Source organism: Methylobacterium sp. GXF4 (assembly GCF_000272495.1).
Lineage (GTDB): Bacteria > Pseudomonadota > Alphaproteobacteria > Rhizobiales > Beijerinckiaceae > Methylobacterium > Methylobacterium brachiatum.
On record NZ_AKFK01000108.1, the window covers coordinates 12,236 to 34,943 of the forward strand.

At 70.8% G+C, this 22,708-nt stretch carries 26 protein-coding genes; 14 read left to right on the forward strand and 12 right to left on the reverse strand.

All coding sequences use genetic code 11. The features are described 5' to 3' along the window. The first annotated feature begins 53 nt into the window (after positions 1-53). On the forward strand, positions 54-752 hold the full coding sequence (locus WYO_RS28120) for a ribonuclease activity regulator RraA (protein ID WP_039904601.1): 699 nt from the start codon (positions 54-56) through the stop codon (positions 750-752). Between the two features lie 58 nt (positions 753-810). Here the strand turns inward: WYO_RS28120 and WYO_RS28125 are convergent, their stop codons facing one another. Beyond that, positions 811-1,833 carry an NADP-dependent oxidoreductase gene (locus WYO_RS28125; RefSeq protein WP_007569196.1) on the reverse strand — a complete coding sequence of 341 codons (1,023 nt, stop codon included), beginning with the start codon at positions 1,831-1,833 and terminating at the stop codon, positions 811-813. Between the two features lie 270 nt (positions 1,834-2,103). On the opposite strand from WYO_RS28125, the gene WYO_RS29180 reads away from it, so the two are divergent. Together WYO_RS29180 and WYO_RS28135 are read left to right on the forward strand one after the other, a co-directional pair. Further along, positions 2,104-2,670, forward strand: a complete 567-nt coding sequence (locus WYO_RS29180) for a TetR/AcrR family transcriptional regulator (RefSeq protein ID WP_007569197.1) — start codon at positions 2,104-2,106, stop codon at positions 2,668-2,670. Between the two features lie 258 nt (positions 2,671-2,928). Further along, positions 2,929-3,834 carry a DMT family transporter gene (locus WYO_RS28135; protein WP_128755111.1) on the forward strand — a complete coding sequence of 302 codons (906 nt, stop codon included), beginning with the start codon at positions 2,929-2,931 and terminating at the stop codon, positions 3,832-3,834. A 14-nt stretch (positions 3,835-3,848) separates the two neighbouring features. Here WYO_RS28135 and WYO_RS28140 read toward each other — a convergent pair whose 3' ends face one another. Further along, a complete protein-coding gene (locus WYO_RS28140; protein WP_007569200.1) occupies positions 3,849-4,622 on the reverse strand; it encodes an SDR family oxidoreductase in 774 nt (257 codons plus the stop codon). Between the two features lie 190 nt (positions 4,623-4,812). Here WYO_RS28140 and WYO_RS28145 point away from each other — a divergent pair, with 190 nt between their 5' ends. Continuing rightward, on the forward strand, positions 4,813-5,232 hold the full coding sequence (locus WYO_RS28145; RefSeq protein ID WP_007569202.1) for a flagellar biosynthesis repressor FlbT: 420 nt from the start codon (positions 4,813-4,815) through the stop codon (positions 5,230-5,232). A gap of 16 nt (positions 5,233-5,248) precedes the next feature. Here WYO_RS28145 and flaF read toward each other — a convergent pair whose 3' ends face one another. Beyond that, positions 5,249-5,620 carry a flagellar biosynthesis regulator FlaF gene (gene flaF, locus WYO_RS28150; protein WP_007569204.1) on the reverse strand — a complete coding sequence of 124 codons (372 nt, stop codon included), beginning with the start codon at positions 5,618-5,620 and terminating at the stop codon, positions 5,249-5,251. Between the two features lie 169 nt (positions 5,621-5,789). On the opposite strand from flaF, the gene WYO_RS28155 reads away from it, so the two are divergent. Beyond that, the gene (locus tag WYO_RS28155) at positions 5,790-6,032 is read left to right on the forward strand and encodes a hypothetical protein (RefSeq protein WP_007569206.1); all 243 of its coding nucleotides are present in this window, start codon (positions 5,790-5,792) and stop codon (positions 6,030-6,032) included. 2 nt (positions 6,033-6,034) lie between these two features. On the opposite strand, the gene WYO_RS31865 is transcribed toward WYO_RS28155, so the two are convergent. Both WYO_RS31865 and WYO_RS28160 read right to left on the reverse strand, forming a co-directional pair. Further along, the gene (locus WYO_RS31865; protein WP_007569207.1) at positions 6,035-6,175 is read right to left on the reverse strand and encodes a hypothetical protein; all 141 of its coding nucleotides are present in this window, start codon (positions 6,173-6,175) and stop codon (positions 6,035-6,037) included. 87 nt (positions 6,176-6,262) lie between these two features. Next, positions 6,263-6,553, reverse strand: a complete 291-nt coding sequence (locus WYO_RS28160) for a hypothetical protein (RefSeq protein ID WP_039904606.1) — start codon at positions 6,551-6,553, stop codon at positions 6,263-6,265. A gap of 576 nt (positions 6,554-7,129) precedes the next feature. Between WYO_RS28160 and WYO_RS28165 the strand changes: the two genes are divergently transcribed. Further along, the gene (locus WYO_RS28165) at positions 7,130-7,708 is read left to right on the forward strand and encodes a hypothetical protein (RefSeq protein WP_007569210.1); all 579 of its coding nucleotides are present in this window, start codon (positions 7,130-7,132) and stop codon (positions 7,706-7,708) included. A 131-nt stretch (positions 7,709-7,839) separates the two neighbouring features. Here the strand turns inward: WYO_RS28165 and WYO_RS28170 are convergent, their stop codons facing one another. After that, positions 7,840-8,349, reverse strand: coding sequence for a hypothetical protein (locus tag WYO_RS28170; RefSeq protein ID WP_007569212.1), 510 nt, complete (start codon positions 8,347-8,349; stop codon positions 7,840-7,842). Between the two features lie 519 nt (positions 8,350-8,868). Here WYO_RS28170 and WYO_RS28175 point away from each other — a divergent pair. The 7 genes from WYO_RS28175 (at position 8,869) to WYO_RS28205 (ending at position 17,359) form a co-directional block, all read left to right on the forward strand. Continuing rightward, positions 8,869-9,597, forward strand: coding sequence for a Crp/Fnr family transcriptional regulator (locus tag WYO_RS28175; protein WP_007569213.1), 729 nt, complete (start codon positions 8,869-8,871; stop codon positions 9,595-9,597). A 167-nt stretch (positions 9,598-9,764) separates the two neighbouring features. Beyond that, positions 9,765-10,484 carry a cytochrome c biogenesis protein CcdA gene (locus tag WYO_RS28180; protein ID WP_007569215.1) on the forward strand — a complete coding sequence of 240 codons (720 nt, stop codon included), beginning with the start codon at positions 9,765-9,767 and terminating at the stop codon, positions 10,482-10,484. An 89-nt stretch (positions 10,485-10,573) separates the two neighbouring features. Further along, positions 10,574-11,620: a selenide, water dikinase SelD gene (selD, locus tag WYO_RS28185; RefSeq protein WP_007569218.1), complete on the forward strand. Its 1,047-nt coding sequence runs from the start codon at positions 10,574-10,576 to the stop codon at positions 11,618-11,620. Between the two features lie 76 nt (positions 11,621-11,696). Further along, positions 11,697-13,673, forward strand: a complete 1,977-nt coding sequence (locus WYO_RS28190; protein WP_007569219.1) for a glycosyltransferase — start codon at positions 11,697-11,699, stop codon at positions 13,671-13,673. Then, entirely contained in the window at positions 13,670-14,749 is a 1,080-nt protein-coding gene (locus tag WYO_RS28195) for a glycosyltransferase (protein ID WP_007569221.1), read from the forward strand. Before WYO_RS28190 ends, WYO_RS28195 begins: the two co-directional genes overlap by 4 nt. Positions 14,750-15,030: 281 nt before the next feature. Continuing rightward, positions 15,031-16,509 (forward strand): GumC family protein, encoded by a 1,479-nt coding sequence (locus WYO_RS28200; RefSeq protein ID WP_007569223.1) that lies wholly within the window; start codon positions 15,031-15,033, stop codon positions 16,507-16,509. A 52-nt stretch (positions 16,510-16,561) separates the two neighbouring features. Beyond that, on the forward strand, positions 16,562-17,359 hold the full coding sequence (locus tag WYO_RS28205; RefSeq protein WP_039904600.1) for a WecB/TagA/CpsF family glycosyltransferase: 798 nt from the start codon (positions 16,562-16,564) through the stop codon (positions 17,357-17,359). Between the two features lie 77 nt (positions 17,360-17,436). Here the strand turns inward: WYO_RS28205 and WYO_RS28210 are convergent, their stop codons facing one another. From WYO_RS28210 to WYO_RS28235, 6 genes are all read right to left on the reverse strand, one after another. Beyond that, positions 17,437-18,003, reverse strand: coding sequence for an NUDIX hydrolase (locus WYO_RS28210; RefSeq protein WP_007569227.1), 567 nt, complete (start codon positions 18,001-18,003; stop codon positions 17,437-17,439). Between the two features lie 38 nt (positions 18,004-18,041). Beyond that, a complete protein-coding gene (locus WYO_RS28215) occupies positions 18,042-18,299 on the reverse strand; it encodes a sulfurtransferase TusA family protein (RefSeq protein ID WP_007569228.1) in 258 nt (85 codons plus the stop codon). 25 nt (positions 18,300-18,324) lie between these two features. After that, on the reverse strand, positions 18,325-18,648 hold the full coding sequence (locus WYO_RS28220) for a hypothetical protein (protein WP_007569229.1): 324 nt from the start codon (positions 18,646-18,648) through the stop codon (positions 18,325-18,327). 193 nt (positions 18,649-18,841) lie between these two features. Then, positions 18,842-19,237 carry a hypothetical protein gene (locus WYO_RS28225; protein ID WP_007569230.1) on the reverse strand — a complete coding sequence of 132 codons (396 nt, stop codon included), beginning with the start codon at positions 19,235-19,237 and terminating at the stop codon, positions 18,842-18,844. 103 nt (positions 19,238-19,340) lie between these two features. Further along, complete coding sequence (locus tag WYO_RS28230) at positions 19,341-20,708, reverse strand: glutamate--cysteine ligase (protein WP_007569231.1); 1,368 nt, start codon at positions 20,706-20,708, stop codon at positions 19,341-19,343. A 291-nt stretch (positions 20,709-20,999) separates the two neighbouring features. After that, positions 21,000-21,752 carry a 16S rRNA (uracil(1498)-N(3))-methyltransferase gene (locus WYO_RS28235; RefSeq protein WP_007569232.1) on the reverse strand — a complete coding sequence of 251 codons (753 nt, stop codon included), beginning with the start codon at positions 21,750-21,752 and terminating at the stop codon, positions 21,000-21,002. 231 nt (positions 21,753-21,983) lie between these two features. Between WYO_RS28235 and WYO_RS28240 the strand changes: the two genes are divergently transcribed. Further along, the gene (locus WYO_RS28240; RefSeq protein WP_007569233.1) at positions 21,984-22,454 is read left to right on the forward strand and encodes a hypothetical protein; all 471 of its coding nucleotides are present in this window, start codon (positions 21,984-21,986) and stop codon (positions 22,452-22,454) included. Positions 22,455-22,708: the final 254 nt, after the last annotated feature.

Genomic DNA, 22,708 nt, shown 5'->3' on the forward strand with positions numbered 1-22,708 from the left:
CAGCTCTCCGGCAGGGGGCGGCGATGGCGGCCTCGGTCGGGAAGGATACGCGGATGTCGAGTGACGCCCAGATCGTCGAAGTTCTCTCGAAGGTCACCACGGCCACGATCACGACGATCCTGCTGAAGAAGGGTCTGCGCAATGTCTGGCTGCGCGGGACCCGGCCCCTGAGGCCTGGGCAGCCCCGGATCGTGGGCCGCGCCTTCACCCTGCGCTTCGTTCCGGCCCGCGAGGATCTCGCCACCCCCGAATCGTGGTCGTCCCCGACCTCCACCCGCGCGGCGATCGAGGCGATGCCGGCCGGGTGCATCGCCGTCGTGGACGCGATGGGCGTCACCGATGCCGGGATCTTCGGCGACATCCTGTGCGCCCGCATGGCCAAGAAGGGCGTGGCCGCCCTGGTCACGGACGGCGTGGTGCGTGACGTTGCCGGCGTACTCGGCACCGGCCTGCCGGTCTGGTGCCAGGGTGCGGCGGCGCCGCCGTCCGTGGCGGGCCTGACCTTCGTGGCCTGGCAGCAGCCGATCGCCTGCGGCGGCGTCGCGGTCTTTCCCGATGACGTGATCGTGGTGGACGAGGACGGGGCCGTGCTGATTCCGGCGGCCCTGCTCGAGACCGTGCTGGAGTTGGCCCCCGAGCAGGAGCGCTTCGAGGGCTGGATCATGGAGGAGGTCGGCAGGGGTGCCGCACTCCCGGGGCTCTATCCGCCGAACGCCGAGAACAAGGCGCGTTACGAAGCCAGCAAAGGCTGAACCGCCGGGCCATTCGGTCATCGCTTCGTGCGGGCTGCGACGGTCGCCGGATGGCCCGTCACAGCTCGACCATGACGAGCCCCCTGAGCCTTCCTTCGCAGGCGTCGTGCAGGGCCTGGGGTGCAAGCTCCAGCCCTTGCACCTTCGAGCAGGCGAAATGGAGCCCGGCCTCCCGCTGCCAGGCGATCCATTCCGGAAACCCCTCCGCGCTGTCCCGGTCCGCGCTGTAGCCGCGCAGGGTCATGTCCCTGAGGATCAGCTGGAACGAGTCGAGCTCGACCGGCGCGGCGATGCTGGCGCCCGCCACGTTCAGCTCGGCGGTCAATGCGCCGAGCAGGACGAACCGCGCGCCTTCGCGCGCCGCTGCCGCGGCGGCGGCCAGATGTTCGCCGCCGACCATGTCGACGAACACGTCCACGCCGGCCGGCGCGGCCGCCTTGAGCTGATCGGCGATCGGTCCCCGGTTGCGCAGGATCACCGCGTCGTAGCCGAGATCGGCCTTCATCCAATCGGCCTTGTCGGCGCTGCCGGTGCTGCCGATCACCCGCGCTGCGCCGAGCTTGCGGGCGATCTGCCCGGCCATCGACCCGATCGCGCCGGCCCCGCTCGACACGAAGACGGTGTCGCCGGGACGAACCTGGATGCCCCGGGTCAGGGCCGCGTAGGCGGTCCAGCCATGGCCGAGATAGGCGGCGGGCTCGATCGGCCCGCGGCCGACCGCAACGCAGTGGCCGGGATCGACAACCGCGTAATCCCGCCAGCCCAGGGGATGGGAAACGAAGGCGCCGACCTCGAATCCGCTGCCGGGCGGGCAGGCCACGACCTCGCCGATCGCACCATCCGCTAAGGCGTCCCCGGGCCGGAGCGCGGGGAACGGAATGCCCTCGACCGCTTGTGCATCCGGGCTCGCCATGAGCCGGGTCGAGATGGAGACGCGAAACCAGCGATTCCGGATGATCAGGTCGTTCGGACCGGGACCCGGCAAACCCGTTTCCGCGATCGTGAGATCGTCGGGTTGGATCATCCCGTCGGGATAGGTGAGCAGCCGGACTGTGCGGCAACGCTCGATGGCACGGTTCATGGGAGCTCCCTGGCGCGATTGCTGGATGCCGGCCGCGCCGCACCCACCCGAATCGCTAGCGCCACTCCATCAAATGACTGGTGGTCAGTCAAATGTTTCGGCGGGGGCTTTTGGGCTTCGTTTCCGTTGGCAGGCGCGAGCCGGCCGGGAGAGCCCCTTTTCATCGCACCGATCCCGGTTCAGGCAGGGCGGATCACCCGCCCGTCATGGGATCGCACCGTGCCGACCAAGCCCAGGACCAAGCCGCCTCACGAACGACGCGAGGATCTGATGAACGCCGCCGAGCGCCTGTTCCTCGATCAAGGCGTGGCATCGACCACGATCGAACAGATCACCGCCGGGGCGGGGGTCGCGAAGGGCAGTTTCTACCTTCACTTTTCGTCGAAGGAGGATGTGGTCGGCGGGTTGCGCCAGCGCTTTGTCGCCACCCTGCTCGACACCATCAACGCTGCGGTCGAACGACGCGCTGACGGAGACTGGAGCGGGAAGCTCGCGGCCTGGGCGACGGCGTGCGGCCGAGGATACGCCGCCTCCGCACGCCTCCACGAGATCGTCTTCCACGACGTGCCGCCGCCCTCCCTGGACGGTCTGGCCGACAACATCCTGATCGACGATCTGACCCGGCTGCTTGCCGATGGCGACCAACAAGAGGCCTGGACGATCGCGGATGCCCGCTTCACGGCGGTTTTCCTGTTCAACGCCCTTCACGGGGTCGGGTTGGACGCTGCACAGACGGGGCGGCTGGACGTGATCGAGCCCAGGATCGTGGAGCATTGCTTCCGGCTGGTGGGGCTGCCGGCCCCGGGAGAGAGTGCTGCAGACGAATCTGGCGCTTGAAATATGTTCGGTCTGCCGCCGATCAATTGTCGTGAGTCTGACGACGCTGTCAGGCAGTTACGCACCAGCATCTCTTTTTAATTCGTCCCTCGCACTCGTAGTTTTAAGATTTCAGACATTGAGTTAGTTCGAAAAAAGACTGTTTGTCGGCACCGTTGGCTTCGAGAGCAAGAAACGGGTTGGCCACCCCGGCCGCGGATTCATAGGCTCGGATCGACCTGTTGGAGATCCGCCATGCCGCCCGCCGGGACTCACGCCATGTCCGCGCCCGAATGGGCGATGCTGCTTGGCCTGTCCGTCCTCTGGGGCGGCTCGTTCTTCTTCACCGGCGTCGCGCTTGCCGGGCTGCCGCCCCTCACCCTGGTGGTTCTGCGGGTCGGGCTCGCCGCCCTGATCCTGAACCTGATCCTTCCGCTGACCGGGACCCGTCTGCCGGGCACGCGCGACATCTGGGCCGCGTTCCTCGGCATGGGCCTCTTGAACAATGTCCTGCCCTTCAGCCTCATCGTCTGGGGCCAGACCCATATCGCGTCCGGCCTCGCCGCCATCCTCAACGCCACGACGCCGCTCTTCACGGTCCTCGTCGCCCACCTGCTCACCCCCGACGAGCGGATGACCGGCAACCGGCTTGCCGGCGTGCTGGTGGGCTTGGGCGGCGTCGCCGTGATGGTCGGCCCCGCCGCCGTTGCGGGATCCGGCGCGGGGTTCCTGGCCCAGCTCGCCGTGCTGGGTGCGGCCCTGTCCTATGCCGGCGCCAGCGTATTCGGGCGGCGCTTCAAGCGGATGGGCGTCCCACCCCTCGCGGTGGCCACCGGGCAGGTCACTGCCTCGGCTCTGGTGCTGTTGCCAGCGGCGCTGACGATCGACCACCCCTGGACCCTGCCGATGCCCGGCGCGCCCGTCTGGGGCGCGGTCTTCGGCATCGCCACTCTGTCCACCGCACTCGCTTACGTGCTGTATTTCCGGATCCTGGCGCGGGCGGGGGCGACGAACCTCTCGCTCGTCACCTTCCTGATCCCGGTCTCGGCGATCCTGCTGGGCGCCCTGGTCCTGGGCGAGCGCCTCGAAAAGCGGCACTATCTCGGCATGGCCCTGATCGGCGGCGGCCTGGCTGCCATCGACGGCCGCCTCCTCCGCAGGGTCCGCGCCGCCGACGGATCGTGAGTTCAGCTCGCGTGTTACCGCCAGCCGGCGTCGATGAAGTAATTGTGCCCGGTGCACATGCGGGCATCGTCAGAGGCGAGGAACAGCACCAGGGCGGCGACGTCGGAGGGCTGGATCCGCCCGTCCAGGCACTGCGAAGCGACGATCTCGGCCTCGCCCTCCGGGGTATACCAGCGCTCCTGACGGGGCGTCTGGACGTTGCCGGGCACGACCGCGCAGACCCGGATGCGGTCCCGGCCGAGGTCGCGGGCCAGCGCCCGGGTCATCCCCTCGATCGCCGCCTTGGCGGTCTGGTAGACGGCCAGCTCCTTCAGGCCGAGATGCCAGCTGATCGAGCCGAAGTTCAGGATCACGCCGCCGCCGGCCCGGCGCATCGCCGGTACGGCGGCCTGCGCGGCGAAGAACAGGTGACGCAGATTCACCGCCATCCGGTCGTCCCAATATTCGGGCGTGACGTCCTCGAGCTTGTGGCGGTCGTCGTTGCCGGCGTTGTTGACCAGGACGTCGAGCCCGCCGAGCGCGGATTCGGCCCCCGCCACCAGGGCGCGGACGGCGTCGACATCGGTGAGATCGCAGCGCCGGTAGAGCGGCGGGTGCGCCGCACCGGGGGACAGGCGCGCGACCAGGGCTTCCGCCGCCTCGTCGGCGATGTCGCAGAACACGACGCGAGCACCCTGGGCGACGAAGGCTTCGACCAAGCCTTCACCGATCCCGGAGGCGCCACCCGTCACCAGCACGCGTTTCCCGCGAAGAGTTGGGTAATTGGCGCGCGTCGAGGATGAGGACATCGGCAAGTCTCCGAAGGCTGAGACGGCGCAGAATCGCCGACTCGGCGCCATCTCCTCGAAGAGTCGACGATTCGCACCGCCGCCGCAATCCTGTCCCGGTCCCCGGCCGATCCACGCAGGTCGGCGGCCATTGTCCAAACGTTAACGCTTTCGGAATCACATCGCCGCGTCTTCTAGAAAGGAACACGCGATGCCCCTGCGCCTGGAACTCAAGCCGCTCGAGCGGCTGATCATCAACGGCGCGCTGATTCGCAACGGCGACCGGCGCTCGACCTTCCTGATCGAGACGCAGTGCAAGTTCCTGCGCGAGAGCGAGATCATCACGGAGAGCGAGGCCGACACGGCCTGCAAGCAGATCCACCTGACCCTGACGGTGATCTACCTCGCCGACGACCCGGCGGCGGGGATCGACCTGTTCTTCCGGCAGGCCGGGGAGCTGATCCGTCTGATGCCGGCGGCGGCGCCGCAGATCGCCGCCATCGCCGAGGCCGTCGAGGCCGGCACGTTCTATCCGGCGATCAAGCTCGGCCGGAAGCTCGTGGAGTGGGAGGCCGGGATACTCGCCCAGGCGCTGCCGGCCGGGCCGCCCGAGCCCGGCGCGGCCGCCTGACCGCGCCGTCCGGGTCTCAGCCCGGATTGCCCTGGAGGCCGGCGGCGATCTCGTTGTTGATCTGCACGAGGTTGGCGATCTTCTCCGGGGTCGGCTCGATCATCGTGTCGACGCAGCTGCGCAGCACGAACACGCCCAGGTTGCCGATGCCCTGCTTGATATCGGCCGGCAGCGGGTTCTCGTCGGCGGTCGCCTCGCTGGCCAGGATGGTCCAGACGCGCTGGTTGAACGACAGGGCCTCGTTCAGGCGCTTGGTGTCGCCGGCGGCGAGCCCGTGGCTGGCGCCGATCAGCTGCTGGGCCGCCTTCAGCAGGACCGCCGATTCGGCTTCGCGCGGCGTCAATGCGGACCGGGACGTCCGGGCATAGGCGTTGGCGGCGTAGTTCATAGGCGGTCCAGCCCTATCGCATCAGACCTGCCGGGTGGGCAGGCTTGCGTGTAGCTGTCGCAGATCAAGTGTTAAGGCCGCGTGAGCATCCGTCCGCCATGATGCCGCCGGGTTGGACAGAGACCAGGGATTGTGGTCGCGGAATGCCGGCCACCGGATCGCGTCAGAGATGCTGAACTTCTTGCTTGGAACCGTTGCCGGCGGCCTGATCGCCGCTGTACTGACCATCGCGGCAGCCCGGCAGCCGGAGGTTCAGGCGCGTCTCGGGCTGCGACCGGCCCCGGTGGTGGCGGCGCTCGCGGCGGTGACCAAGCCGCGCGAGCCGGATTGCGTCAAGCCGCACGAGGCGCCCACCGTCGGGAGCCGGGATATGCTGTTCAACCGCCAGCGGTTCTGGTCGGTCGCGCCCTGATGTCAGAGCGTCCCGATCAGCACGAGCAGCATCGTCGTGGCGACGGTGGTGCTGATGAAGCCGCAGAGGGCGGCCGCGAAGGACGGGCCGGTGCGATCGGTGGTCGGGGCCTGGAGATCGGACGACAGCAGGGCGGTGGTCATCGGCGCATAACCTTGTCGGCGACGTGCGTCGCTATGTCGGGATGATGCTGCGGGGCCTGAACGTACGAGGTGCGCGGACGCACCCGGTCAGTCGCAGCGGTTGATTTTCTTGGCGATGCGGAGACCGCGCAGCTCGCTGCGCAGGTCGATGGCCACCACGCCCTCGCCGCAGCGCTCGAAAGCGTCGCGGGCGTCGTCGTAGCGGTCGCCGACCTCGTCCAGCGTGTCGCAGACGCGGTCATGGTTGCCCAGCCGCGCCTCCTGGCGCGCCTGGAAGCGCAGGGCGTTGGCCTCATCGACCTTGCGCTGGGCCTCGAGGCACGCCGGCAGGGCCAGCGCGGAGGAGGTCAGAGCGAGGAGCGACAGGGCACCGGCCAGGGCCGTCTTGGCGAGGCCGGTCGTCAGGGAGAAGCCGTAGCGGGAAGAGTCCGAACGGGCGCTCACGGGAATACTCACGACTTGGTTTCTATGGTGGCCCCACAAGACGAGGCCGCCGGGTTTCTCGGGACGGCGCGTATCCATCCCCTCTCTGTCCGCTGAAACGGTGAAGCTGCTGTGAAGGTTCCGACTGAACTACGCCTTCTGGCGTAGGCGCCCGGTGCGGATTGCGCAGAGGTCGGCGACGGCCGGCCCCGCCGGATCGACCCGACATCGCACGGCTATGCCATCGCCTCGCACGCTCCGCGGCCGCACCCGCTCAGGTTGAGCACGCCCCGATCCATCCCGTCCCAGGTGCAGCACGCCCAATGGCCGGCACCGTGATCGCGTCCGCCACCGCAATGCTGTCTGAGAAGCGCGTCGCGATAGAACATCCGACCTAAGGCACCGCCCGTTCTCCCAACAGGTCGCTCCGCGCTAGAGTATCGGCTGACCCAGACGGCATGCCGCCGAGGCAAAGAACCCGTCACACCACGGCGCGCATGGCGTCACACGCCCTGAACCCTTGCCAAGACCATGAAGAAAAGCGCTCTGGCACCCCTCATCGTCTTTGTTCTGGCAAGCTTCAGCAGCACGGACAACTTTCCGGCCCAGGAATACCGCACCCTCACGGTCGCCGACTGGCCGCTCAAGTTCGTCCGACATGATTTCGACGCCTTCTGCTATTCGACCTATCGCTGCGCGGTCCGATACAACGGATTCACATTCGCTGATGACCCGGACGACAAGCTGCAGATCTCGTCGGCGTCCTTGGGCAGTGGTTACCCGGACAATTTGAAGGCCAGCTATCTCGGCGTGCCGAATTTCCCGATGCCGGCCGACGTCTCATGGCGCTCCGCGGATGGCACTGCGCATCACGCCGAGGTCGACATCGCACACATATTTGCCGGCGGCCTGATCAAGCACAACGCGAAGCGCGAAGACATCGCGGAAGGCGTTTCGATCGCGAATCCGGAAATCATCCTCGAAGTCAACGACAGGACGATCAACGTCTACATGCGGGCGCACATCCCGATGAAAACGTTGCAGATCCCCGGCAATCGCTACAGCGATTACAGGGCCGATCTCGTCCTGGCGTGGAGCAAGACATACTAGAGCGTTTCCGCCGAAGCGGCCCCGCTTCGACGCAGGAGAGCGCGTCAAACCAACACCTTGGGGCCGCTCGCAATCGCACCGTTCCGCGCCGAGCAGGCTCCGCTTCCGCGGTGCGGGGTCTCGGAAGTTCGCTACGCCTTCCGGCGCAGGCGCGAGGTGAGGATGGCCGAGAGGCCGACCGGGGCCGGCCCCATCGGGTCGACCCCGACATCGTACTGCTTCGGCATCGGCTTGAGCTTGCCGTGGCTGTGCCCGTGCAGGTTGAGCGCGCCCCGGCCCATGCCGTTCCAGGTCCGGAACGCGTAGTGGCACAGCACCACCATCCGGTCCTCGACCAGGAGTTCCGCGTAATGGCGCACGGAGGCCCAGCCCGGAGCCCCGAGCGTGTCGGGGCCGTCGTTGTTGCCGACGATCAGGTGCTTCTCGCCATTGAGCCCGTCGAGGATCTCGCGAATCCGTGCGCCGCTCGGGCCGAGCGCGAAATCCCCGAGGTGCCAGACGGTGTCGCCCGGGGCCACCGCGGCGTTCCAGGCGGCGATCAAGCCGGCATCGTGGGCGTCGAGGTCCGGGTACGGCCGGTGGTCGAAGCGCAGGGCCCGTTGGTCGCCGAAATGGGTATCGCCCGTGAAGAAGGTGGCCACCGATCCGCTCCGTGGAATGTCCCGCCCGTCCGCCTATCCGTCAGCGAGAGCATCCGCCGGCGACCTGGATGCCGGCGCGGTCGCAGCGCCGACGCGGGATCGACGACCGAGAGGCGGGCGCGCTGGCGGCATAGAGGGTCTACCGCACCACGGCGCGCATCGTGATGTGCCGAAGCGTAGCGGCGGCCACAAGGGTGATGTCCGGCCAGCCGCGCGATCGGTCGCTGCCCTGGCGATGAGGCAACCGGGTTGGCGCAGCGCCGATCGGCTCCGCCCCCCACCTTGCGCGCAAACGAGGCTGGCTTCCTGCAAGATCGGCCTGTTGTTCTGCCGGCCTTGAAGCAAGAAATGTAAGAAATTTACATTTCTACAGGCGCATCAGACCGGATCATCTGCGCAGAAGAATTTTATATTGCGATGTTACGGGCCAGACATTAGCGCAGGCATAGCGTTCGCTACCTCCGGGGCGTTGATGATCGCGGGTCCGCTTGCGCTCGCGCCCGCTATGCATGAGCACCCGTGGTCCATCTCCGTCAGGCTGACCTGTACAACCGTCTCCTCCGGGCCCTCGATCCCGAGGATTTCGCGGTCCTGCAGCCTGCGCTGCGCCCGGAAGACATGCTGCTGCGGCAGATGTTGATCGCCCCCCACACGCGGATCGACACGGTCTACTTCGTGGAATCCGGCATCGTCTCGGTAACCAACGACGGCGCGAGCGGACGGGTCGAGATCGGGCTGATCGGCCGCGAAGGTCTGGTCGGCGCCAGCCCGATCCTGCTCGGGGACGACCGCACGCCCTACACGCACTTCGTGCAGGCGGCCGGGCACATGCTGTCGGTCGATGCGCAGGTCCTGCTCGGGCTCGCGGAGGCGCGCCCGGCGATGCGCCGCCTCTTCCTGCGCTACATCCACACCCATTTCGCGCAGACCGCGCAGACGGCGTTCGCGAACGCGCGGGGCAACACCGGGACGCGGCTCGCCCGCTGGCTGCTGATGTATCACGACCGCAGCGCGGGCGACGTCGTCACGGTCACGCAAGAATTCATGTCGCTGATGCTGGGCGTCGAACGACCCGGCGTGACCCAGGCGCTGCGCGTGCTGGAGCGGGACGGGCTCGTGCGCACGCATCGCGGTCTCGTCCGGATCGTCGACCGCGATGGCCTGCTCCGCCTCGTCGGCGACAGTTACGGGACGGCGGAGGCCGAATATGACCGCCTGATCGGCGGGCCGACGGCGCCGACCGACTGAGGGTCTTGGACGCCGCGACAGCCCGGCGCATCGCGATCCGGCCCACGAGCCTGGGTTACCGGGCGGCGACGATCGATCCCACCCCCGCCCGGCGATGCGCCGATTGACGCCATCGCGCCCCGGCGCGAAGCCTGCGGACCAACAGGAAGACGGCGGAGGAACGGGCGATGCTGGGGACGGTCGGGTTCGCGTTCCTGGCGGGGCTCCTGTCGGTTCTGTCGCCCTGCGTCCTCCCGCTGGTGCCGATCGTGCTCGGGACCGCGGCCTCGGAGCATCGGCTCGGGCCCGTGGCCCTGGCACTCGGCCTGGCCCTGTCCTTCACGGCGATCGGGCTGTTCGTGGCGACGATCGGCTTCTCGATCGGGCTCGACGGCGACGTGTTCCGCGGCGCCGGAGCCGTGCTGCTGATCCTCCTCGGCCTGGTGCTGATGCTGCCGCGGCTCCAGGCGCAGGTCGCCACCGCTGCCGGTCCGGTGGGGGCCTGGGCCGAGGACTGGTTCGGCGGGTTCGGGTCCGGGGGCCTGACCGGCCAGTTCGGCGTCGGCCTGCTGCTCGGCGCGGCCTGGAGCCCCTGCGTCGGGCCGACGCTCGGGGCCGCCTCGCTGCTGGCCGCCCGGGGCGAGCATCTCGGCAGCGTCGCCCTGACCATGCTGGCGTTCGGGATCGGGGCCGCGGCCCCGCTGATGCTGCTCGGCTTCGTCTCCCGCGGGGCGCTGATGCGCTGGCGCGGCGGCCTCGCGGCGGCCGGCAAGGGCGTGAAGGTGGCCCTGGGGGTGGTGATGGTGGCGCTGGGGCTTCTCATCCTCACCGGCACCGACAAGCGGGTCGAGGCCGCTGCGGTCGCCGCCTCGCCGGACTGGCTGAATGCCATCACCACGCGTTACTGACGGGCGCAGCATCGTCCGCCGAAGGCCGGCCTTCCGTCCGGGACGATGCCGGTGAACACCGCCTCGGCGGCCTTGGCCCGGAGTTCCGCATGACCGAGTCCCCCCGTCTGACCAGTCTCGCCCATGGCGGCGGCTGCGGCTGCAAGCTCGATCCGGCGATCCTGCGCCGGCTGCTGGCCGAGCAGCCGGCCGCCGGCCCGTTCGAGCGGCTGCTCGTCGGCAACGAGACCTCCGACGACGCCGCGGTCTGGGCGCTCGACGACGGCACCTGCGTGATCGCCACCACCGACTTCTTCACCCCGATGGTGGACGACCCGGTCGAGTTCGGGCGGATCGCCGCCACCAACGCGATCTCGGACGTCTACGCCATGGGCGGACGGCCGATCTTCGCCCTGGCGATCCTGGGCATGCCGGTGGGCAAGATCGAGCCCGACGTGGTTGCCCGGATCCTGCGCGGCGGCGCCGAGACATGCGCCGAGGCCGGGATCCCGGTGGCCGGCGGCCATTCGATCGATACGCCGGAGCCGATCTACGGGCTCGCGGTGATCGGCACCTGCCGTCGGGAGGCGGTGCGGCGCAACGCCGACGCGCGGGCCAGCGACGCGGTGATCCTGACCAAGCCGCTCGGCGTCGGGGTCTATTCCGCGGCGATCAAGCGCGAGGCCCTGGACGCGGCCGACTATCGCGACTTCATCGCCACCACCACCCGGCTCAACACGGTCGGGATCGAACTCGCCGCCGAGCCGGCGGTCCATGCGATGACCGACGTGACCGGCTTCGGCATCCTGGGCCACGGGCTCGAGATCGCCCGCGGCGCCGGCCTGACCTTCGCCCTCGAGGCCGGCGCCCTGCCGTTCCTGCCCCGGGCCGAGGCTCTGGTGCAGGCGGGCTTCGTCACCGGGGCCTCGCACCGCAACTGGAACGCGTTCGGCGCCGAGATCGACCTGCCCGCGGGCTATCCCGATTGGCGCCGCCACCTGCTCACCGACCCGCAGACCTCCGGCGGCCTGCTGGTGACCTGCGACGAGCCCCAGGCGGAGGCGATCCTGGCGCGCATCCGGGCGGCCGGCTACGCCGCCGCGGCCCGGATCGGCCGCATCGAGGCCGGCCCCGCCCGGATCCGTGTGGACGGTTGATGGCGCGCGCGGTCCGAGAGGCAATCTTCACCCTTCGCGGCCAGACTGCCCGCCCCGCCCGACGCGCGAACCGCCCTTGACCGACGCCGCTTCCTCACCGCCCGCCCACGGCGTCGCCGGCTGGCCGTTCGGCCCCGCCGCCGCCGGACCGGGGCGGCCGGCCGCCCTGCCCGACGGGCGGCCCTGGCCGCGGATCCGCGTCGTCACCCTGGCGGATCCCGGCATCGACGCGAAGGCGACCGCCGCCTCGGTCCTGCGTCAGGATTACGCGGAGCTCCGGCACGACCTCGTGCCGCCCGGGTTCGGGCGTGCCCGCATCGAAACGCTCCTGGCCGAGCCCGGCTGCGACGCCCTGCTGTGGCTCCGCCCGGGCGATCTCCTCGCGCCGGGGGCGCTCACCGCCCTGGCCCTGGAGGCCGCCCTGACCGGCGCGGCGGCGGTCGCGGGCCTGCGGGTCCTGTTCGCCGATTCAGTCCTGGAACTCGACATCCCCGGGATGGAGGCTTCGGACGGGGTGCCGTTCCCCGGCGGCGCGGTGCTGTGGATGCACGCGGCGCTCCACCGCCATGCCGTGCTCGACGCCGACGGTGATCTGCACGCCTCGGCCGCCTGGTCGGCCCTCCCGCCTGCCATGCGCCGACGCATCGGCCGCCCGGTGCTGCTGCAACGCGTGAACGAGGCGCCGGCCGCGCGATCCGGCGGCCTGGCGATTGTCTCGCTGACCGGCACCGGCACCCAGGGCGGCGCCGGCGTCGCCCAGAGGCGGCTCGCCGAGGCGCTGGCGCTCGCCGGCCACCGCGTAACCGGCATCGCGCTGAGCGACCGGCCGGAGGCCGCGGAATGGACCGACCGGTTCCCGCGGGCCGAGGCGGCGATCGCGGCCGCCGCGCCCGACCTCGTGCTGGCCGGCAACCTGCACGGCGCCACCCGCAGCCTCGACGTGGTCGGGCGGCTGGCCCGCAGCGGCCCGACGGCTCTGGTGCTGCACGACCTGTTCCCGCTCACCGGCCGTTGCTGCCATCCGCGCGACTGCACCCGCGCCGCCACCGGCTGCGACGCCGCCTGTCCCGGACCGGACGAGTACCCGCAGCTCGCCCCCGGGCGGATCGCCGGCATGCACGCCCGCAAGCGCGCGGTGCTGGCCGAACCGGCCGGGCCCTGGCTGCTCGCCAATTCCGACTGGACCCTGGCCCGGGCCCGGGAACTCGCGCCGCCCGGCGCGGTGGCCGAGCGGATCCAGCTGGCCTTCCCGACCGCGACCTTCCGGCCCGGCGACCGCGCCGCCCTGCGCCGCCGGCTCGGCCTGCCGGCGGGCGACGTGCTGATCCTGATCTCGGCCGTGATCATCGACGGGCCCGACAAGGGTTTCTCGGATCTGCGTGCCGCGCTCCAGGCGGTGGCCCGGCCGGGGGTCGGCGTCGTCGCGATCGGCCGGCTCGACGATCCGGCCCGGCTCGGCCTGCCGAACCTGTTCGCCCCGGGGCTGATCGCCGACGAGGATACCCTGGCCGCCTGGTACGGCGCCTGCGACCTCCACGTCACCGCGAGCCGCCACGAGACCCTCGGCCAGACCCCGATCGAGGCCGGTCTGTGCGGCGTGCCGACGCTGGCCTACCGCACCTCCGGGCTGACCTCCGCGGTGATCGACGGCGTGTCCGGCCGGCTCGTTCCGGTGAAGCCCGGCGCCCTGGCCCGGGCCCTGGCCGAGCTGGTGGACGATGCCGGGGCCCGGGCGCGGCTCGGCGCCTTCGCCAGGATCGCCCTGGAGAGCCGCCACAGCCCCGCCGCCGCCGCGCTGTCGCTCGACGCGATCGTCCGGGCGCGGAATCTGCTGCCCGGCGCCGCGCGGCTGGCCTTCGCCCCGGCGATGCTCGGCCATTTCCCGTTCGCGGCCGAGCGCCAGACGGGCGCGACCGGCACCGTGCCGGCGCCTTCGCGGCCGCTGGTACGCCGGCTGCGGCGCGCCAAGCAGATGGTGCTCGGCCGGCGCATGCCCCTGTTCGTGCGCCGCTGCCTCTACCTCGCCGGCACCCTGCGGCGGAGCGTCCCGTGAAACCGGGCCCCAAGCGGATCTATCTCGACCAGACCCATCTGCGCGCGCACGTCACCGGGATCGAGCGGATCACCCTGGACCTGTTCGCCCCGGAGCGGCTGGCGCCCCACGAGGTCCGGGCGGTCAGCAGCGGCTCGCTGCCGGGGATGATCGGCCAGCAGCAGCTCGGGCTGCCGCTGCGCGCGCTCGCCGACCGGGACGCGCTGTTCCTGTTCCCGGGCTTTCCGCCGGGGCCGCTCTGCGCGGTCGCGGCGGCGCGCTGCCTCCTCTACGTCCACGACACCTTCCTGCTCGACCGGCCGGAGGATCTGAGCCTAAAAAGCCGGCTCTACATGAGCCCGAGCTTCGCCAGCGCCCTGCGCTGGTGCCCGAACCTGTTCGTCAACAGCCGCACCACCGGCACGGCGGTGCGGGCCGTCTGCGCGCCGAGGGCCCGGGTCGCCCTGCTGCGCCCGTCCGTGCGCGACGCCTTCAACCTCGGTGACCTGCCGGGGCCGGCCGCCTACGTCCCGGGCGCGCCGATCCGGATGCTGGCGATCGGCACGATCGAGCCGCGCAAGGATTATCCGGCCTCCCTGGCCCTGGTCGAGGCGCTCAACCGCGCGGGGGTGCCGGCGGAGCTTCACCTGGTCGGGCGGGTCGGCTGGGGCCGTCACGCCTTCCTGGACGACCCGCCGCCCTTCCTGCACCGCCACGGCTACCTGGCCGACGCGGCGCTGCGGGATCTCGCCGGCTCCTGCCACCTCCTGCTCTCGACCTCGAAGGCGGAGGGGCTCGGCCTGCCGCTCCTCGAGGTCCAGCATGGCGGACTGCCTGTGGCGGCCCCGGATGCGCCGGTGTTCCGCGAGGTGCTGGGCGCCTCCGGTCTGATGATCCGGCCGGAGGCGCCCGAGGCGGCCGCGTCGGCGCTGATGGACTGGATCGTCGGGGGCGGGCTGGCCCGGGCGGCGGCCGCGAGCCGCGGGAACGTGGCGCGCTGGAATGCCGGCGCGGCCGAGGACCGGGCACGTTTCCAGGCGTTCCTGGCCGGGGATCCAGCGGCCTACGCGGCACCGGAGGCCGTGATCGTCGCGTGAATCCGTTTACGTAGTCCCCAACAATTACGGGCCTGTTGGCGCCACAAAAACGTGACAGAGCGTTCTAGTTGGGTATGCGATATCTACACGAAGCCTGCTGCAGGTTGCGCTTCAAGGCGAGAGTACTGGTTCGGTATGCTGATTGCTGCAGTGACGGGACGACATCGCCTCGGCCGAGGTCTCGTCCCGGAACGGCACGCGGGTGACCGGAAAGGGGACGGGAGCCGGATGGCGGTTCAAGGCGGCACGGACCGCCTCACGGTCGGTCAGGAGCGAGGCGCATGTTCGACTTCTCGACACGCATGAGCGGTGAGCAGCCCGTCCGCATGGTGCTGCCGCAACCCGCCGAGCCGCGCACGGAGGCGCGCGTGATCCTGCGCCGCCTGTGGCGGGGCAGCGGCTTCATCGTGCTCGGCGCCCTGTTCATGGTGGCGGCCGCGGTGGCGCTGCTCGGCCTGATCCCGCCGCGCTACACCTCGTCCATCCAGGTGCTGGTCGATCCCAGCGATCTCCGGGTGGTCGAGAACGACGTCAACGCGCGCCAGCCCCAGGCCGATAGCGGCGTGTCGATCGCCGAGAGCCAGGTCCGGGTGATCCAGTCCGACAACGTCCTGCGCCGGGTCATCGCCACGCTGCATCTCGACCAGGACGACGAGTTCGTGATGCCGGACGGCAACAACCCGACGCTCGCCTGGATCAAGGGTGCGCTCGGCATGGTGCCGCCGGCGGCGAGCCGCGACCCGGTCAACATCGCCCTCGACACGCTCCAGACCAAGCTCAGCGTGCGCCGGGCCGAGCGGACCTTCGTGATCGACGTCTCGGTCCAGTCGCGCGATCCCGAGAAGGCCGCCCGGATCGCCAACGCGATCGGGGCCGCCTACTTCGCCGAGGAGGCAGCGGCCCGCACCGAGACCGCCCGGCGCGCCTTCGACGCCCTCACCGGACGGCTCGGCAGCCTCAAGCGCGACGTCGAGCAGGCCGAGGGCGAGGTGGTGCGCTACCGCGAGGCCCACAAGCTCGTGGCCGCGAGCGGCCGGCTGCTCACCGACCAGCAGCTCGGCGACCTGAACCAGCAGCTCGTCACCGCCTCGATCAAGACCGCCGAGGCGAAGTCGCGCCTGGACCAGGCCCGCAAGATGCGTACCTCGGATCCGAGCACCGCCCTGCCCGAGATGCTGCAATCCCTGGAGATGCAGGCGCTGCGGCAGCAATACGCCACGCTCTCGCGCAACACCGCCGAGCTCGCCACCCGGCTCGGCGAGCGCCACCCGGCCATGGCCGAGCAATACGCCCAGCAGCGCGACCTCCAGCGCCTGATCCAGCGCGAGAAGGAGCGGATCATCGACACGACCCAGAAGGATTACGACCGGGCCGCGGCCAGCGAGGCGGCGATCCGGGCCAATCTCGACCGGGTCAAGAACGAGACGGTGAGCAGCGACCGCGCCTATGTCGGCCTGCGCGAGCTGGAGCGGACGCTCGATGCCCGCCGCGGGGTCTACGAGGCCTATCTGAAGCGCGCCCGCGAGGCGAGCGAGCAGGAGCGGCTCAACACCACCAACGTCCGGATCATCTCGGAGGCGACCCCGGCCCGGCAGCGGACCTTCCCGCCCTCGCCGAAGATCGTGCTGCCGGTGGCTCTGGTGCTCGGCCTGCTGCTCGGCGGCGCCATCGCGTTGGCGCTCGGCGCCGACAGCGACCGCCGCCGGTTCCGCCGCGCGGCCGCCCGGCCCGGAACGAGCTTCCGGGCCGCCGATGCGTGATGTCGAGGCTCCGGGCCCGGCAGATCCAGAGGCGGCATGGCAAGACCGGGCCGTGCCGGACCGTTCCGCATCGCCCGGTCGCGGGGCGTCGGACCCGTCCACGACCGTCACGCTGTTCGGCTACAGCTTCCACACCGGCTCGGCGCCGGCGATCGTCGCGGCGGTCGCGGCGCATCACGCGGTCGGCCCCCGGACGATCGTCACCGCCAATGTCGACCACATCGTCCAGCTCGCCGAGGATGCGGATTTCCGCGACGCCTACGCCCGTGCCGCCGCCCGGACCCTCGACGGCATGCCGCTGGTCTGGCTCGCCCGGGCGACGAGCGGGCGGCCGGCCGAGCGGATCACCGGCCACGACCTCCTGGCCTGCGTGCTGGCCGACCCGCCGCCCTTCGCCCGCCGGGTGTTCTTCGTCGCTGCCCGGCAGGATGCCGCCGACACGCTGACCACGCGCCTCCAGGCCGCCGGCCTCCCGGACGGCGCCGTGGCGAGTGCGGTCCCGCCCTTCGGCTTCGAGGACGACGCATCCTACGGACGGGCCCTCGCCGAGCGGATTCGCACCCACGGCACGACCCTGCTGGTGATGGGCGTCGGCGCGCCGAAATCGGAGATCTGGGTCGATCGCCAGGGCCGCGCGCTCGGCAACCCGGTGGTGTTCTGCGTGGGCGAAGCGCTCTCGGTCGCGGCGGGCTACGTGCCCCGCGCCCCGTGGCTGATGCAGCGGCTGGGCCTCGAATGGGTCTTCCGCTTCCTCTGCGCGCCGCGACGGCTGTTCCGCCGCTACTTCATCGAATCCTGGCGCTTCATCGGCATCGCCGCGCGGGACCGGGCTTCGGGGCGGCGGGATTGATGGCCGGGGCGGCGGCCGTTGCGCCGGCCTGAGCCCGTCCACGCCCGCATCCGTCACGTCAGGGCGTTGCAGGCACCCTACGCAAACAGCTCCGGCCGCCGCAATTGCAGCGCGAACAGCAGCAGCAGCGACTTCATGTCGGTGAGCGCGCCGCGGCGGCTCATCGCCACCAGTTCCGACAGCGGGATCTCGTGGATGGCGACCGCCTCGCCCTCGGCGGCCAGGCCACCGCCCGCGCCCATGCGATCGGATTCGCCGTAGGCGGCCAGGAACAGGTCCATCCGCTCGGTCGAGATGCCCGGCATCGTCCAGGCGCTCGCCACGAGGTCGAGGTCGCCGAGCCGCAGCCCCGTCTCCTCGACGGCCTCGCGCCGGACCTCGTCCTCCGGGGCGCCGTCGTCGAGGAGGCCTGCCGGCACCTCGACATGGCTCGGCGGGCCGCCCGAATAGAGTACCGGCGCCCGGAACTGCGAGACCAGCGTCGCGACCCGCCGGACCGGGTCGTAGGGCAGAACCGCGACGGCCCGCCCGTGATCTTCCATTTCGCGGGTGATGCGCGTGCCGTCGTCCTGCATCACCTCGGCCACGAGGTACCGGGCCCACCCCTCGTGCACGAGGCGCACGCCCCCGATCCGTGGTGCCATGCCGTCTCCGCCTCAACCTAGGGAACGCGACGGATCGCTCAGGAATGCGGCGGCTTCGCGGAGGCCCTCATGCGGAAGCGCAGGCGATCCCCGTCCCGCTCGGCCGAATCGAGCGCGGCGCCCTCCTCGCGCACCATGTTCGGGATGTCGATCATCGCCATCGGATCGGTGCAGGTCACCACCAGGACGCGCCCGGCCCCGAGGGCGCGCAGGGCCTTGCGCGTGCGCAGCACCGGCAGCGGGCATTTCAGCCCCGTGAGGTCGAGCTCGACGCACTCCGCCGCATCATCCAGCAAATGTATGGCTCCAGGGCCGGCGTCCCTACCACTCGTGATAGCCGAAGATCGGGCCGCGATAGGTGTCCGGCGCGAACACATAATAGGTCGGGCCGTAATAGCCGTATTCCATGTTGCGGCCCGGGGTCGGCGCGTAGGCGTAGCCGTAGCCGAACGGCACCGGATAGCCGTACTCGCCGTAATAGCTGTATTCCGGCCGGACGACCCGCGCACCGGCGACGACGGCCGAGCGCCCGACCGGGGCGGCCTGCGGGGCGCGATACGGGCCCAGATCGGCCGCGGAGCAGACGCCACCGGCGGTCACGGCGGAGACCAGGCCGGCCGCGAGAGCGGCGGTGAAGCGGATCATGGCACGGACTCCTCGACAAGGGATTCGGCCTCGGAGGGATCCGATCTTATGGCCGAAAACCGATAAGCCTTGCGGGCCTTGTTCGAAGCTTGCGGCGCACGTTTAACGTGCGGTGGGTCGCGTGCGCGAGCCGGCAAACAAAAACGCCCGGCCTCGCGGAGACCGGGCGTCTTCAAGCCGATTGGATCAGGGCTTACCAGCCGTAATCGTAATAGCCGTAGGCCGGGGCGTAGCCGTAAGCCGGATAGGCGTAACCGCCGACCGGGGCGTAGCCATAGGCCGGGTAGCCGTAGCCGCCACCGTAATAGCCGTAGCGGGGCGCCGCGCTGGCTGCCAGGGCACCGCCGATGATGCCGAGGGCGGCACCGGCCGCGACTGCGCCGGCGACCCGGCCGCCATAGCCGCGGCGGTAGCCGTAGCCGCCGTAATAGCCGCGCCGCCAGCCGACCGTGTCGATCTGGGTGGTCGGGCCGCCGACCTGCACGGCGGTCTGAGCCGGCAGCGGCGCAGCCTCGGCTGCGGTGAACGAACCGGCGATCATGGCCAAGGCCGAGGCGCCGGCGACGACGGATGTGGTGATGCGGGACATGGACACCTCCTCCACGCGCTGAACGATCGGCGTGTGAACATTCAGGTATCGCACTTCGTTCCAGGCGCCGGTGTGCGGCCGCACGACGCTCAGGATCGGCGGTTCAGAACACGCATTCCGTGAAGGCCGGGCGCACACAGGCGCTCCAGCGGCCCTCGTAATCGGCGAGCAGATCGTCCGCCCGGGTGCGCCCCGCGGTGACGATCGCCTCGAGCGGCTGGAGGTAGACCGTCTCGTCGCGGCCCTCGGCATCGCGGCGGTCGCGGGCGCGCAGGCCGGCGCGGGCGATGGCGAGCGCCTCGGCGGCGACCGCGCCGAGGGTGGTGTTGGCCACCGGGGCGGCGAGGCCGAGGCGCGGCGCGGTGGCGCGGGCGGCCTCGCGGTTGGCCGGGCTCCAGCCCTTCACGAGATCCAGGGCGGCGTCCAGCGCCGCTTCGTCGTAGAGCAGCCCGGCCCAGAACGCCGCCTGGGCCGCGATCATGCCGGGATCGCCGACATCGGCGCCGCGCATCTCCAGGAAGCGCTTGAGCCGCACCTCCGGGAAGGCCGTGGAGGCGTGGTTGGCCCAGTCGGCGACCGTGGCGTACTCGCCCGGGAGCTGCGCCAGCTTGCCGGCCATCAGGTCGCGGAACGAGGCGCCGGAGACGTCGTGGTAGATGTCGCCGCGCTTGACGAAATACATCGGCATGTCGAGCAGCCAGTCGACATAGGCCTCGTAGCCGAACCCGGATTCGAACGCGAAGGGCAGCATGCCGGTGCGGTGGGGATCGGTGTCGCGCCAGATCTCGGAGCGGCGGGACAGGAAGCCGTTCGGCCGCCCGTCGGTGAAGGGCGAATTGGCGAACAGGGCGGTCGCCACCGGCTGAAGCGCCAGGGAGGCGCGCATCTTGCGCACCATGTCGGGCTCGGAGGCGAAGTCGAGATTCACCTGCACGGTGGCGGTGCGCAGCATCATGTCGAGGCCGAGGGCGCCGACCTTCGGCATGTAGCCGGCCATGATCTTGTAGCGGCTCTTGGGCATGACCGGGGTCTCGTCCCGGCGCCAGCGCGGGCTCATGCCGAGCGTCAGGAAGCCGATATCGAGCGGATCGGCCGCGCGCTTGGTCGCCGCCAGATGGGCGGCGAGCTCGGAAGCGGTGGCGTGCACATCCGGCAGCGCCGCGCCGGAAAGCTCGAACTGCCCGCCCGGCTCGATCGAGATCGCGCCGCCCTCCTCGGCCGAGAGACCGATGATGTTGCCGAGATCGAGGATCGGCTCCCAACCCGTCTCCCGGGCGAGCCCTTCCAGCAGCGCGCGGATGCCGCGCTCGCCGTCATAGGGCACCGGCTCGCGGCTCTCCCGATAGAACGGGATCTTCTCGTGCTCCGTGCCGATGGCGAATCGCGCGCGCGGCTTCTCGCCGGCGGCGAACCACTCGATCAGTTCGGCGCGCGTGGTGAGCGGCGTGGTGTCGTTGCTGTCGCGCGCCATGCGCTGCCTGCCCGTGCCTGTGAACCATACGCCCGGGACGGGAGCGCACCGGAATGCTCCGACGAGTCCGTCCGGTTCAACCCCGTCCCGCGAGCGGAGACCGGACGGACGCCCGCGCCGGCTTCGAGAGCACGGAGCGGGCGGCGTCCGGTTCGGGACATAATCGAGGCTTCGGGAACCGACAACGCGGCGCCGTGGACCGGGGCCCCTGTTCACCCCGCTTCGGCGGAACAATCCCGTGGCCCGCCGCTCTCATGTGCGCCGGCACACACGCTCCGGCCGGCCTTTGCGTCAGCGCGCGTCGCCGAGCACCGCCTGGACCAGGGTCAGCACCGCGACCGCCGCCGTGTCGGCCCGCAGGATCCGCGGCCCGAGCGACAGCGCGACCGTGTTCGGCCGCGCCCGGATCGCCGCGCGCTCGTCGTCCGAGAAGCCGCCCTCCGGCCCGACCAAGACGGCGAGGGGCGGCGGCTGCGCGGGATCGGCGGCCTCGCGCAGGGCGCGGACCGGGTCGCTGACGGGGGCGTCCTCGTCGCAGAACACGAGCAGCCGCTCGGGCGCGAGACCCGCGAGCGCCGGGCCGAGCTTCTCCGGCTCCGGACAATCGGGGATCGCCAGGATGCCGCATTGCTCGGCGGCCTCGACGGCGTTGGCGCGCAGGCGGTCCATGTTGATCCGCTCGCCCTGCGTGTACCGGGTGATGACCGGGCGGATCGTCCCGGCGCCCATCTCGACCGCCTTCTGGGCGAGATAATCGAGCCGCGCACTCTTCAGGGGCGCGAACAGGTAGTGCAGGTCGGCGCGCGGCGTCTGGGCGCGGGTGCGCTCGGAGACGTGGAGATCGGCGCCCTTCCGGCCGGTCTGCACGAGGTGCGCGCGCCACTCTCCGTCCCGCCCGTTGAACACCAGAACCGGATCGTCGGGACCCCGGCGCAGGACGTTGAGCAGGTAATTCGCCTGGGCCCGGTCGAGCGGCAGGACCACGCCGGCGGCGAGATCCGATTCGACATGGAGACGCGGGGCGGTGAAGTCGTAGGCCGGCATGGCCGGGTGGTCGCGCGCGCCGGCGGTACTGTCAACGCGGGCCGAAGCCCCCGGCAACCCGCAAACCTGTTGCGAAAAGGTTACGAAGGCCGGTTTTTGGCGCTTCCCCCACACCAGCATGGCCTCGCCGGTTTGCCGCTCGATTGACGCCACATTCCTATGGAGAACCCAAGGGAACGGAGTGGGGCCGGCGGTGCGCGGGTTCCGGCAGGCGTCTGAGGGAGTCGCAGGATGGCATACGGGAGCTTGAGTCTGGGGGCGGCGGCGCTCGTCGGCGGCCTGCTGTTCGGCACGGCGGCCTTCGCGCAGGGCGCGGCCCCGGAATGCGGGACGATCCAGAAGACCCTGGCCGAGCGCAAGGCGCTGGTCTCCCGCGCCAACGCCGCGTCGAACAGCAAGAAGAAGATGACGCCCCAGGAAGCCTGCGCGCTGTTCGGCAAGCTCCAGTCCAACGGGGCCGAAGGCATGAAGTGGATCGCCACCAACAAGGAATGGTGCTCGATCCCGGATTCCTTCGCCGAGGGCTTCAAGGCCGACCACCTCAAGGTCAGCGGCATCCGCACCAAGATCTGCGGCGTCGCGGCCCAGGCGACCAAGATGGAGGCGCAGGCCCGCGCCCAGGCCCAGAACGGCGCCAGCAGCGGCCTGCTCGGCGGCCCGGGCCTGACCGGCAGCTTCAAGCTGCCGCAGGGCGCTCTGTAGAGGCGTCCAGGCCGGGGCGCATGTCCCGGCATTGGTCCCCAGGCAGCGCGCTTCGGATTGCCTCACGCTTGACAGCGTGTCCTGTCGATCTATGACACGCGCCATCCCGCCCGTCCCTGCGCGACCGGTCTCACACATCGCTGCCGGATACGGGCCGCGGCTAGCCCCAAGCGCATCTCCCTCCCCCCTCTGCGGGGGAGGGTGGGCCGGCCGTCAGGCCGGGTCGGGAGAGGGGAGCCCGGGTTCAGCAGAGG